An 11,929-nucleotide genomic window follows, 5' to 3' on the forward strand; every position below is an offset into this window, starting at 1 on the left:
CACGTGCACCTCCACCGGTCCCGCCGTACCGGCCGCCTCCTGCGGTCCGCCCTGGCCACCGCCGCCGCCTCCGCCCTGCTCGCCGTCGTCCCGGCCGTCCCGGCACAGGCGGACCCCGCGCCGGCCACCGGTCCCGGCGGCGCGAGCACCGACGGGACCCCGCACCTCGACGCGGTCGAGAGCGTCCTGCGCCAGGTGTCGCCGGGCCTGGAGGGCACGGTCTGGCAGCGCACCGAGGGCAACAGCCTCGACACCCCCGCCGGCGACCGGGCCGGCTGGCTGCTGCAGACCCCGGGCTGCTGGGGCGACGCCGCCTGCACCGACCGGCCCGGCACCCGCGCGCTGCTCGACCGGATGACGGCGGACATCGCCGGCGCCACCCGGACCGTCGACGTCTCCACCCTCGCGCCCTTCCCCAACGGCGGCTTCGAGGACGCGCTGGTGGCCGGGCTGAAGGCCTCGGCCGCCGCAGGCCACCGGCTCCAGGTGCGCATCCTGGTCGGCGCCGCGCCGATCTACAACGCCAACATCCTGCCGTCCCGCTACCGCGACGAGCTGCTCGCCAGGCTCGGCCCCGCCGCGGGCTCGGTCACCCTCAACGTCGCCTCGATGACCACCTCGCGCACCGCGTTCTCCTGGAACCACTCCAAGCTGGTGGTGGTCGACGGCCGCAGCGTCATCGCCGGCGGCATCAACGGGTGGAAGGACGACTACCTCGACACCGCGCACCCCGTCTCGGACGTCGACCTCGCACTGACCGGCCCGGCCGCCGGCTCGGCCGGCCGCTACCTGGACACCCTGTGGGCCTGGACCTGCCAGAACACCGGCCTGTTCGACAACGCCTGGTTCGCCTCCTCCGACGGCGGCGCCTGCCGTCCCTCGATCGAACGCGAGCTCAACCCGGCCGCCCCGCCCGCCACCGGCACCGTCCCGGTCCTCGCCGTCGGCGGCCTCGGCGTCGGCATCAAGGCCGAGGACCCCACCTCGCCCTACCGCCCGAGCCCGGTCGCCGCCGCCTCCGAGACCCGCTGCGGCCCGCTCACCCTGCACGACAACACCAACGCCGACCGGAACTACGAGACGGTCAACCCCGAGGAGAACGCGCTGCGGGCCCTGGTCCAGAGCGCCCGCAGCCACATCGAGATCTCCCAGCAGGACATGAACGGCACCTGCCCGCCGCTGCCCCGCTACGACGCCCGGCTGTACGACGCGCTGGCCGCCAAGCTCGCGGCCGGCGTCAAGGTGCGCATCGTGGTCAGCGACCCGGCCAACCGCGGCGCCGTCGGCAGCGGCGGCTACTCGCAGATCAAGTCCCTCTCCGAGGTGAGCGACGTCCTGCGGGCCCGGCTGACCGCCCTCACCGGCGACCCGGCGAAGGCCTCGGCGGCGCTGTGCGGCAACCTCCAGCTCGCCACCTTCCGCGCGGCCCCGACCGCGACCTGGGCGGACGGCCACCCCTACGCGCTGCACCACAAGCTGGTCGCGGTGGACGGCTCGGCCTTCTACATCGGTTCGAAGAACCTCTACCCGGCCTGGCTCCAGGACTTCGGCTACATCGTCGAGGACCGGGCGGCCGCGGCCCAGCTGGACCGCGACCTGCTGGCCCCCGAGTGGCAGTACTCCCAGGCCACGGCCACCGTCGACTGGGCCACCGGCAGCTGCCGGGCCTGACCGCCGCCACGCCGGGCCCGGTCCGCCGCCCGCCTGCGGGTCACCCGGGTACTGGAGCGGCTGACCGAGGGCGAGGCCGAACTCGGCCTGCTCGCCCACGAGATGGGCTTCGCCGACCAGGCGCACATGACCCATGTGGTCCGCCGGGTGGCCGGCCTGCCGCCGGGCAGGCTGCGGGCGCTGCTGAGGGCTGTCCCATAGTCGATCCGAAGGGCGTGCCGCGCCCTTGAGGCGGCCGTACGGACTCGGGCCGGTAGGCGGGGACGCCGGCCCGCCGACGACACCGGGCCGAGTCAGCGGCGCGGACGGCAGCCGTCGAACACGACTCCGAGAGCCCGGTCCCGCAGCTCGGGTTCCCACCGGTTGCGCTCCGCCGCCATGCACGAGGCTCCGAGCAGGGCCAGCACCTCGGGGATGTGCAGGTCCTTGCGCACCGCGCCCGCCTGCTGGGCTCGGATCAGAAGCGCCTCGACGGCGGAGCGCACGGCGCCGCCGGACTCCGACAGGCCTGCCTTGACGTCGATCCCGGCGTCGGCGAGGGCGTCGGCCATGGCCTTCATCCGGCTTGCGTTGTCGACGATCTCGGTGAAGAAGCCGAAGAACGCGGCACCGGCGTCCTCCGCCTGGCGCAAGGCCGCCGCGCGTTCGGTCAGGCGCTCCATCCGGTCGAGGAGAATCGCTTCGTAGAGCGCCTCCCGGGTGGGGAAGTGCCGGTAGATCGTGCCGAGGCCGACGCCCGCCTCCTGCGCGACGGCTCTCATCGACGCGGCGTCCCCGTCGCGGGCCAGGACGGCCTCGGCCGCCTCCAGAACGCGCACCCGGTTGCGCCGGGCATCCGCGCGCAGCGGCTTGGCTTCCTCGGACATGCCTTCCCCTGACTCGTTGACATCTGACTCGTTGACATTCGGAACAGTCGTTCCGTATCTTCCAACCGGAACGCGTGATCCGATTCTATCGAGTTCATCCGGCACGTCCGACGAGCAGGGGGCCACCGCAGATGGAATACGCACGACTGGGCAACTCGGGCCTGAAGGTCTCCCGCGCAAGCCTGGGAACCATGAACTTCGGCCCGTCCGGAGGGGTGGGTGTCGGCAGCTGCGACGAGGCGGAGGCCCGACGCATCGTCGATGCCTTCCTGGACGCGGGGCACAACGTCATCGACACCGCCGACGCCTACACCGGCGGAGAGTCCGAGCGGATCGTCGGCCGGGCTGTCAGACGACGACGCGACGCCGTCGTCCTCGCCACCAAGGCGTGCCTCCCGCAGGGGCCGGGTGCCAATGACAGGGGGCTGTCCCGCGTGCACCTGATCCGTGCCCTCGATGCCAGCCTGCGCCGGCTCGGCACGGACTACATCGACCTCTACCAGTGTCACCAGTGGGATCCGGACACACCGATCGACGAGACCATGGCCGCCCTCGACGACTTCGTCCGCTCCGGCAAGGTGCGCTACGTCGGCTGCTCCAACTTCACCGCCGCACAGGTCGTGGAGTCCCAGTGGGCCGCCGAACGCGGCAGCGGCACACGGTTCGTCAGCCTCCAGCGCCAGTACTCGCTGTTGGAGCGGAGCATCGAACCGGAGATCCTCCCGACCTGTGAACGGCACGGGCTCGGGGCCCTGGTCTGGTCCCCGCTGGGCGGTGGCGTCCTGACCGGCCGCTACACGCGGGACACCGCGCCCGACCGGACGTCGCGAATCGGCCGACTGCTGAATTCCCCCTCGCCGCTGGCCCGGGCCTGGGCCGGGGAGCTGCTCACCGGGCACAACCTGGACGTCGCCGACGAGGTCGCCGGGATCGCGGCAGCCCTGGACTCCACCCCGACCGCCGTGGCGCTCGCCTGGGTGCGGCAGCGGCCGGGCGTCACCTCGGTGGTCATCGGCCCTCGGACACTCGGCCAACTCGCCGGAAACCTGGCAGGCTTCGCCCTCGACCTTCCCTCCAATGCGATCGCGCGACTCGACGAGATCTCCATCGCCGGAGCCCGCCTCGGCTGAGCGGTGCGGCGGTCGGTGGCGGGTGTCAGAGCCGGCGGTAACGGGCCCGAGGACCGCCCCGATCGCCCGGGCAGCCGCGGCGGCCTCGGCGCGGCCCGAGGCCGGTCAGGCGAACGGTACGGAGAGCGCCGCGAGTTCGGTCGGGTCGAGGGTGAGCGCGGCGGCCGCGGCGGAGTCCCGGATGCTGGCCGGGCGGCGTGCGCCGGGGATCGGTACGACGACCGGTGACAGGGCCAGCAGCCAGGCCAGGCCGACCTGTTGGGGCGACACGCCGCGCTCGGCGGCGATCCGGTGGAAGGCGGTTCCGGCGGCGGCGGTGTCCGAGGGGTCGTCCAGGGCGCTGCGCGACAGGCCGCCGAGCGGGCTCCAGGGCAGGAAGGCCAGGCCGAGGCGTTCGCAGAGCCGCAGCTCCGGCTCGGCGGTGCGGACGGCCGGGGAGAAGCGGTTCTGCACCGCGACCAGGCCGGCGCCGAGGATCTCCCGGGCGGTCAGGATCTGCGCCTCGTCGACGTTGGAGACGCCCGCGGCGCGGATCTTCCCGGCGTCCAGCAGCTCGCGCAGGGCGCCCACCGAATCGGCCCACGGCACCTTCGGGTCCGGCTTGTGCAGCTGGTAGAGGTCGATCTGCTCGACGCCGAGCCTGCGCAGCGATCCCTCGCAGGCCTGCCGGAGGTGCTCGGGCCGGCCGTCGACCGTCCAGGAGCCGTCGCCGGGCCGGCCGCGGCCGCCCTTGGTGGCGACCAGCACGGCCGCGCGGTCGGCGGCCGGCCGGGCGGCCAGCGCGCGGGCCACCAGGCGTTCGTTGTGGCCGTGCTCGTCGGCGTGCCAGTGGTAGGAGTCGGCGGTGTCGAGCAGCGTGACACCGGCGTCGAGCGCGGCGTGGAGGGTGCCGAGCGCGGCCTCCTCGTCGGGGCGGCCCTCGACCGAGAGCGGCATCGCGCCGAGGCCGATCGCTCCGACCGGGGTACCGCCGACGGCCCGCTGCGGCAGCCGGGTGGGGAGGGGGAGGGTCATCTCAGAGCGCCTTTCGAGGCCGGTTGGGGAGGGGGGAGGTCATCTCAGGCCGCCCGTCGGGCCGCGGCGGCGGCCTCGTCGACGGCCGCGGGGAGCCAGTCGGCCGTCCGGGAGAACCGCAGGCCGAGGGCGACGGCGCGCCGGTCGTCCATCGGGTACCAGCGGTCGAAGGAGAACGGCGAGGCGTCCGCGCCGACGGCCGGCCTGAACCGCGCGGTGGTGCCGAGTCGCTCGGCGACCAGCCCGCCGAGCGCGACCGCGTCGAGCGGGTCCGCGGAGCAGGCGTTCACCGGTCCGACGGCGTCGGAGGCGGCGACCAGGGCCAGGGCGGCGGCGATCTCCTCGTGGTGGACGAAGGAGGTCGGCTGCGGGTGCTCGTGCACCGCGACCGGTCGGCCGGCCGCGATCAGCCCGGTGTAGTGCGCCAGCCGGCCGGTGAAGTCCCGCTCGCCGCCGCCGAGGACGTGGGCGCTGCGCACGCTCGCCCAGGAGAACGGCGGGTCCTGGGCGAGCACCGCCTCGGCCTGCCGCTTGCCCTCCGCGTACGTTGTCGCCTCGTCGAAGTGCCGGCCGAGCGCGTCCGGGTCGTGCCAGGGCAGGCCGGCGGCGACCGGCCAGCGGGCCGGGTCGACGGTCTGCTCGGCCACCGGCACGCCCGGGACGGTGCGCACCAGCGGTGAGGTCGCCGGGTCGTACACCTCCATCGTCGAGGTCATCACATAGCGGTCGGTGCGGTGGGCGAACACCCGGCGGGCCACGGCGGCCTGGGCGGGCGTGTAGAGCACCTGGTCGATGACCGCGTCGAAGGTGCGGCCGCCGAGCGCGGCGGTCAGCGCGGCCTCGTCGGACCGGTCGGCCAGGACGTGGTCGACGCCGGGCGGGGGCGGCCCGGAGCCGCGGTTGACCAGGGTGACGCGGGTACCGGAGTCGCGGAGCAGGGTGACCAGGTGCAGGCCGAAGTAGCGGCTTCCGCCGATGACGCAGACGTTTTGCATGACCCCCACCCTGTCGTCGTATGGTCATCACCGGAACTAACGACTTACTGAACGGGTCATCAGCGAAACTGTTGACCGGGGGAGCGCGATGATCGACGTCCGACGGCTCGGGGTGCTCCAGGCGGTCGCCGAGCACGGGAGCTTCAACCGGGCGGCGGCGGCCCTGCTGCTCACCCCCTCCGCGGTGTCGCAGCAGGTCGCGGCGCTGGAACGGGGTCTGGGCACGACGGTGGTGGAGCGCTCGACCCGCGGGGTGCGGCTGACCGAGGCCGGGCGGCTGCTGGTGGAGGCGTCCACCGCGATCTCGGCCGAACTGCGGAACGCCCAGGAGCGGATCGGCCGGCTCGGCGCGGCCCGGCCCCGGCTCACCCTCGCCACCTTCACCAGCGGTGGGCGGCACCTGCTGCCGGTGGCGCTGGCCCGGTTCGCGGCCGAGTACCCGGAGGTCGAGCTGCGGATCGTGGAGCGGGAGCCCGAGGACAGCCTGCCGATGGTCCGCGAGGGCACCGCCGACCTCGCCCTCGCCTACCACTTCGACGGTCCGCTGCCGGTGCTCCCGGGGGACCGCTCCGGGCTGGACTGGACGCCGCTGATGGACGACCCGCTCTCGGTGGTGCTGCCGGACGGGCACCGGCTGGCCGGCCGGGAGGACGTTGAGCTGGCCGAACTCGCCGACGAGCGCTGGGTGCTGGGCTGCCTGAAGACCGAGGCCTTCCTGCACCGGCACGCGGCCCTGGCGGGCTTCGAACTCCGGGTGGCGGGCTCCACCACCGACTACTTCTTCGCCCGCTCGCTGGTCGCGGCCGGCGTCGGCGTCTCGCTGGTGCCGCACGTGGCGCTCGCGCCGGCACTGGCCGGGACGCGGGCGGTGCCGGTGCGGCCGCCGAGCCCGGCCCGCCACTTCGGGATCGCGCTGGCCCGGCGCGGCCGCCCGCAGCCCTACGCCGAGGCGCTGGCCCGGCTGCTGGGGGAACAGGCCGCCGCCGCAGCCGGACTGCCGGGGGAGCAGGCCGCCCCCGCAGCCCGGCTGTCGGGGGAGTAGGCCGCCCCCGAACGGCCCGCCGGTACCCCGGCCCGGAGCGGGTCCGCGGACGGTCTACGATGATGCGTCGCGTTCTTGTTGTGTCCCCTTCACCTGAAGGATGCTCAGGCGCACCATCCTTCTGCCCGGGCGGGACGACCGCCCATCGAACCTCCGACAAGGGGACAGCCACCCGTGAACGCACGCCGCACCTTCGCCGGCTCCCTCGCCGCCGGTCTGCTCGCCGCCGCCGCCCTGACCTCGGTGCAGTCGGCCGACGCCGCGACCGCACCCGGCGAGCTGCCGTTCGGCTCGGCCACCACCGTCGGCCTGCACAACGCCTACGACCCGGCGGCCTTCGGCTACCTCGCCCAGGGCCTCGACACCGGCACCGGCATGATCGAGCTGGACGCCTGGACGGACACCATCACCAAGGAGTGGAAGGTCAGCCACTCCAACCCGCTCGGCAACGCCAACAACTGCGTCACCGCGAGCACCCCCGCCCAGCTCTACACCGGCGGCGCCAACAAGAACCTGGAGACCTGCCTGGACGACGTCCGGGTCTGGCTCGGCGCCCACCCCGACGCCGGCCCGCTGGTGGTCAAGCTGGAGCTCAAGGGCGGCTTCGCCGCCAACCGCGGCATGGGCCCGGCCCAGCTCGACTCGCTGATCGCCGGGCACCTCGGCTCCGCCGTCTTCCGCCCCGCCGACCTGCTCGCCAAGCCCGGCGGCGGCTCCTACCCGACCGCCGACGAGGCGGCCAAGGCCGGCAACTGGCCGTCCCGGGCGGCGCTGGCCGGGCGGGTGCTGCTGTATGTGATCCCCGGCACGGTCGAGGAGGGCAACCCCTTCGACACCCTGCACACCGACGTCGAGTACGGGCGGCACCTGCGCGACCTGGCCGCCGCCGGCCGGATCGGCGACGCCGAGGTCTTCCCCGCCGTCCACGGCGCCGCCGCCGGGGACCCGCGCGGCAAGTACGGCGAGGCCGCGATCCGCCCGTGGTTCGTGCTCTTCGACGGCGACGCCGCCACCTACACCGGCGGTGGGATCGACACGGCCTGGTACGACAGTCGGCACTACCTGCTGGTGCTGACCGACGCCCACAACGTCGCGCCGGCGATCAGCGCCACCGACCCGACCGCCGACCAGGCCCGCAGCCGCACCGAGCAGCTGGCCCGCGCGCACGCCAGCATCGTCTCCAGCGACTGGCGCAGGCTCCCCGCCGTCCAGTCCCTGGTGCTGACCCGCGGCTGACCGTCCCGGCCCGGGCCCCTCGCCGCGGCGTCTCGTCCCGTCCTCGTAGGGGGAGGCCGCCGCTCCGCGAGGGGTCCGGGCCGGTGCCGCCCCACTACGATGAGGCCATGAGCGGCAGCCTTCAGCTATCAGGTGCACATCAGGTGCAACAGCGCGACGCCGCCGAGCGGCTGGACACCGCCGCCGGCATCCTCGCACTGCTCGCCGACCGCACCCGGTTGGCGCTGTTGCAGCGGCTGGGCGAGGGCGAGGCCGATGTGACCACGCTCACCGAGGCGTGCGGCGCCGCCCGGCCGTCGGTCAGCCAGCACCTCGGCAAGCTCCGGCTGGCGGGGCTGGTCACCGCCCGCAAGGACGGCCGCCATGTCGTCTACGCGCTGCGCCACGGCCACCTCCGACGCCTGGTCAACGAGGCGCTGAACGTCGCCGACCACCAGATCAGCGGGCTGCCCCCGCACGACTGACCCGCCCTGCTCGGCTGCCGCTTCATCCGACGCCTCATCCGCCGCCCACCGTTCGCTCCCGGGCGGCGGTCCATGCAATAGGTGCACACGTACGTACATGTTGTCCTATGCTGGATCCGTCGTCCTGCCGCGTCGAGCCCGAGCGGGGTCCCCCGATGCTGTCCGTCCTGCGCGACCGCGCCTATCTGCACCTGTTCACCGCGCACCTCCTCGCCCTGGTGGGCACCGGACTGGCGACGGTCGCCCTCGGACTGCTCGCCTACGACCTCGCCGGCGCGGACGCCGGAGCGGTGCTGGGCACCGCGCTGGCGATCAAAATGACCGCTTATGTCGGGATCGCCCCGATCGTCACCGCGCTGGCGCACCGGATCCCGCGCCGCCGTCTGATGGTCGGTTCGGACCTCACCCGGCTCGCCGCCGCGCTCGCCCTGCCCTTCGTCACCCAGATCTGGCAGGTCTACGGCCTGGTGTTCGTCCTGCAGTGCGCCTCGGCGGCCTTCACTCCGGCGTTCCAGTCGGTGATCCCCGAGGTGCTGCCGAAGGAGCGCGACTACACCCGGGCGCTGTCCCTCTCCCGGCTGGCGTACGACACGGAGAGCCTGGTCAGCCCGCTGCTCGCGGCCGCGCTGCTCACCCTGGTCGGCTACCACTGGCTGTTCTGGGGCACCGCCGCGGGCTTCCTCGGCTCCGCCGCGCTGGTCGCCACGGCCGTCCTGCCCGGGGCGGTACCGGCCGAACACCTCGCCGCCGACGGCGTGTTCACCCGCGCCGCCCGCGGCACCCGGCTCTTCCTGGCGGTGCCGCGACTGCGGGCCATGCTCGCCCTCGACCTCGCGGTCGCCGCCGCCGGTGCCATGGTGATCGTCAACACCGTGGTGTACGTCCGCGACCGGCTGGACCGCCCGGCCGGCGATGTGGCGCTGGCGCTCGGCACCTACGGCGCGGGCTCCATGGCCGTCGCCCTGCTGCTGCCGAGGGTGCTGGACCGGGTGGCCGACCGGGCGGTGATGCTCCCGGCGGCGTTCGCCGTCGCCGCCCTGTTCGCGCTCCTCGCCGCCATCACCCGGGCGGGCCCGGCCGCTTGGCGCTGGCCCGCCCTGCTGGCGGTCTGGGCGGCCTTCGGCGCGGCCGGCTCGCTCATCCTGACCCCCACCGGGCGGGTCCTGCGGGACTCGGTGGCCGCGCCGGACCTGCCCGCCGTCTTCGCCGCCCAGTTCTCCCTCTCGCACGGCTGCTGGCTGCTCACCTACCCGCTGGCCGGCCGACTCGGCGCCGCGGCCGGGCTCACCGCGGCGACGGCCGTCCTCGGCGCACTCGCGCTCGCCGCCGGCGTACTGGCGGCCTGCACCTGGCGTCCGATCGCGTCCGAGCCCAGCCCGGCGGCGGTACTGCCCGCCCCCGACCGGCGGGACGCCCCCGCGGCCAGCTGACGTGACGCCCTGGCGACCGGCCGACGGCGCACGCGCGGACCGCCCCGGCGTCAGGGACGTTGGGGCGGCCCGGCGTTCTCCCGCCGCGCCCGGGTCGCGGGTGACCGGGGGGTGGTGGGCGCGCCCGCGGAACGGCATAGTAGGTTTCTCTTCGGAACTGACTTGGTCTCGAAAGGGAACTCACAATGTCGCAGCAGACCTGGACCGCCGTCGACGACTACTTCAACGACCTGCTGGTCGAGCAGGACGCCGCCCTGCTGGCCGCTGTCGAGGACAGCGCGGCGGCCGGCCTCCCGCCGCACCAGGTGGCGCCCAACCAGGGCAAGCTGCTCAACCTGCTCGCCCGCGTCCACGGCGCCCGCCGGATCCTGGAGATCGGCACCCTCGGCGGCTACAGCACCATCTGGCTCGCCCGCGCGCTGCCCGAGGGCGGGCGGCTGATCACCCTGGAGGCCGACGAGCGCTGCGCGGCCGTCGCCGGTGCCAACCTCGCCCGGGCCGGCCTGACGGACGTCGCGGAGGTCCGGGCCGGCCGCGCGCTGGACACCCTGCCGCTGCTGGAGCAGGAGCAGGCCGGGCCGTTCGACCTGGTCTTCATCGACGCCGACAAGCCCGCCAACCCGGACTACCTGGACTGGGCGCTGCGGCTGACCAGGCCGGGCAGCCTGATCATCGGTGACAACGTCGTCCGGGACGGCGCCGTCACCGACCCGGCCAGCGACGACCCGCGGGTCCAGGGCGTCCGCCGGTTCACCGAACTCGTCGCCGCCCACCCGCGGTTGACGGCCACTGCGGTGCAGACGGTGGGGGAGAAGGGCTACGACGGCTTCGTGCTCGCACTCGTCACGGCCTGAGCCCGGCCCGCGGCGGGTGTTCAGACCCGCCGCAGGGCGCCCTCGGCGCGCAGGTCGGCCAGGGTCGGGTAGCCGTCCACCGCCATGATCAGGTCGGCCTCGGCGAGCAGCGAGCGCAGGACGTGGACGACGCCGTCGGCGCCGCCGAGGGCGAGGCCGTACGCGTACGGGCGGCCGATGCCGACGGCGGCGGCGCCCAGCGCGAGGGCCTTGACCACGTCGGCGCCGGTCCGCACGCCGGAGTCGAAGAGCACCGGCAGGCCGGCGGCGGCCTCGACGACGGCCGGCAGTGCGTCCAGGGCGGGGAGTCCGCCATCGGCCTGGCGGCCGCCGTGGTTGGAGCAGTAGACGCCGTCCACGCCGCCGTCCCGGGCGCGCCGGACGTCCTCGGGGTGGCAGATGCCCTTGAGGATCAGCGGCAGCCGGGTGATCGAGCGCAGCCAGGCGAGGTCGTCCCAGGTCAGCGGGTTGCCGAAGAGGCCGACCCACTCGGCCACGGCGGCCTGGAGGTCCTCCTCGGGGGCCTTGGCCAGCCGGGCGCGAAACACCGGGTCGGAGGTGTAGTTGGCCAGCGCCTGGCCGCGCAGCTGGGGGAAGTTGCCGGCGGCCAGGTCGCGCGGGCGCCAGCCGGTGACCCAGGTGTCCAGCGTGACCACGATCCCGCGGAAGCCGGCCGCCTCGGCGCGGTGCACCAGACTCTCGGCGAGCGCCCGGTCGGTGGGCGTGTAGAGCTGGAACAGGCCCGGGACGTCCCCGAGTTCGGCGGCCACCTGCTCCATCGGGTCGACCGTGAGGGTGGAGGCGATCATCGGCACGCCGGTCCGGGCGGCGGCCCGGGCGGTGGCGAGGTCCCCGTGGCCGTCCTGCGCGCAGAGCCCGATCACCCCGATCGGTGCCAGGAACAGCGGGGAGGGCAGCTCCAGTCCGAACAGCCGGACCGAGAGGTCCCGTCGGGCGGCGCCGACCAGCATCCGGGGTACCAGGCCCCAGCGCCGGAACGCGGTGACGTTGGCCCGCTGGGTGTGTTCGTCGCCCGCACCGCCCGCCACGTACGAGCGGATCGACGGCGGGAGCGCCGCCAGCGCCGCGGCCTCCAACCCGGCGAACTCCAGCGGGTACTTCGGCAGGACGCCGAACAGCCCGTCGAAGTAGATCTCGTTCTGGTAGTCGCCGAACTGCCGGGTCATCGCGGGCCGCCGTCCTGTCGCCGGTGACGGCCGGGCGGGC

At 74.5% G+C, this 11,929-nt stretch carries 12 protein-coding genes; 8 read left to right on the forward strand and 4 right to left on the reverse strand.

Annotated features, from left to right (window positions below; translation table 11 throughout):
* Positions 1–3: 3 nt before the first annotated feature.
* Both ACIGZJ_RS22590 and ACIGZJ_RS22595 read left to right on the forward strand, forming a co-directional pair.
* Positions 4–1,671, forward strand: a complete 1,668-nt coding sequence (locus tag ACIGZJ_RS22590; RefSeq protein ID WP_396458900.1) for a phospholipase D-like domain-containing protein — start codon at positions 4–6, stop codon at positions 1,669–1,671.
* 33 nt (positions 1,672–1,704) lie between these two features.
* A complete protein-coding gene (locus ACIGZJ_RS22595; RefSeq protein WP_396459027.1) occupies positions 1,705–1,872 on the forward strand; it encodes a hypothetical protein in 168 nt (55 codons plus the stop codon).
* A 92-nt stretch (positions 1,873–1,964) separates the two neighbouring features.
* Here the strand turns inward: ACIGZJ_RS22595 and ACIGZJ_RS22600 are convergent, their stop codons facing one another.
* Entirely contained in the window at positions 1,965–2,537 is a 573-nt protein-coding gene (locus tag ACIGZJ_RS22600) for a TetR/AcrR family transcriptional regulator (RefSeq protein WP_396458901.1), read from the reverse strand.
* A gap of 131 nt (positions 2,538–2,668) precedes the next feature.
* Between ACIGZJ_RS22600 and ACIGZJ_RS22605 the strand changes: the two genes are divergently transcribed.
* On the forward strand, positions 2,669–3,667 hold the full coding sequence (locus ACIGZJ_RS22605; RefSeq protein ID WP_396458902.1) for an aldo/keto reductase: 999 nt from the start codon (positions 2,669–2,671) through the stop codon (positions 3,665–3,667).
* A gap of 105 nt (positions 3,668–3,772) precedes the next feature.
* Here ACIGZJ_RS22605 and ACIGZJ_RS22610 read toward each other — a convergent pair whose 3' ends face one another.
* Both ACIGZJ_RS22610 and ACIGZJ_RS22615 read right to left on the reverse strand, forming a co-directional pair.
* Positions 3,773–4,681: an aldo/keto reductase gene (locus tag ACIGZJ_RS22610; RefSeq protein WP_396458903.1), complete on the reverse strand. Its 909-nt coding sequence runs from the start codon at positions 4,679–4,681 to the stop codon at positions 3,773–3,775.
* A gap of 44 nt (positions 4,682–4,725) precedes the next feature.
* Positions 4,726–5,676 carry a reductase gene (locus ACIGZJ_RS22615; protein WP_396458904.1) on the reverse strand — a complete coding sequence of 317 codons (951 nt, stop codon included), beginning with the start codon at positions 5,674–5,676 and terminating at the stop codon, positions 4,726–4,728.
* An 88-nt stretch (positions 5,677–5,764) separates the two neighbouring features.
* Between ACIGZJ_RS22615 and ACIGZJ_RS22620 the strand changes: the two genes are divergently transcribed.
* The 5 genes from ACIGZJ_RS22620 to ACIGZJ_RS22640 all read left to right on the forward strand — a co-directional run bounded on the left by ACIGZJ_RS22620 (position 5,765) and on the right by ACIGZJ_RS22640 (position 10,702).
* Entirely contained in the window at positions 5,765–6,718 is a 954-nt protein-coding gene (locus ACIGZJ_RS22620) for a LysR family transcriptional regulator (protein WP_396458905.1), read from the forward strand.
* 174 nt (positions 6,719–6,892) lie between these two features.
* Positions 6,893–7,954, forward strand: a complete 1,062-nt coding sequence (locus ACIGZJ_RS22625) for a phosphatidylinositol-specific phospholipase C domain-containing protein (RefSeq protein ID WP_396458906.1) — start codon at positions 6,893–6,895, stop codon at positions 7,952–7,954.
* Positions 7,955–8,061: 107 nt separating this feature from the next.
* Positions 8,062–8,418 carry an ArsR/SmtB family transcription factor gene (locus ACIGZJ_RS22630; protein ID WP_392939125.1) on the forward strand — a complete coding sequence of 119 codons (357 nt, stop codon included), beginning with the start codon at positions 8,062–8,064 and terminating at the stop codon, positions 8,416–8,418.
* Positions 8,419–8,573: 155 nt separating this feature from the next.
* Positions 8,574–9,848, forward strand: a complete 1,275-nt coding sequence (locus ACIGZJ_RS22635) for an MFS transporter (RefSeq protein WP_396459028.1) — start codon at positions 8,574–8,576, stop codon at positions 9,846–9,848.
* A gap of 185 nt (positions 9,849–10,033) precedes the next feature.
* The gene (locus ACIGZJ_RS22640) at positions 10,034–10,702 is read left to right on the forward strand and encodes an O-methyltransferase (protein ID WP_396458907.1); all 669 of its coding nucleotides are present in this window, start codon (positions 10,034–10,036) and stop codon (positions 10,700–10,702) included.
* Between the two features lie 20 nt (positions 10,703–10,722).
* Here ACIGZJ_RS22640 and ACIGZJ_RS22645 read toward each other — a convergent pair whose 3' ends face one another.
* Positions 10,723–11,889, reverse strand: a complete 1,167-nt coding sequence (locus tag ACIGZJ_RS22645; protein WP_396458908.1) for an alpha-hydroxy-acid oxidizing protein — start codon at positions 11,887–11,889, stop codon at positions 10,723–10,725.
* Positions 11,890–11,929: the final 40 nt, after the last annotated feature.

The organism is Kitasatospora sp. NPDC052868 (assembly GCF_044547105.1).
GTDB lineage: Bacteria > Actinomycetota > Actinomycetes > Streptomycetales > Streptomycetaceae > Kitasatospora.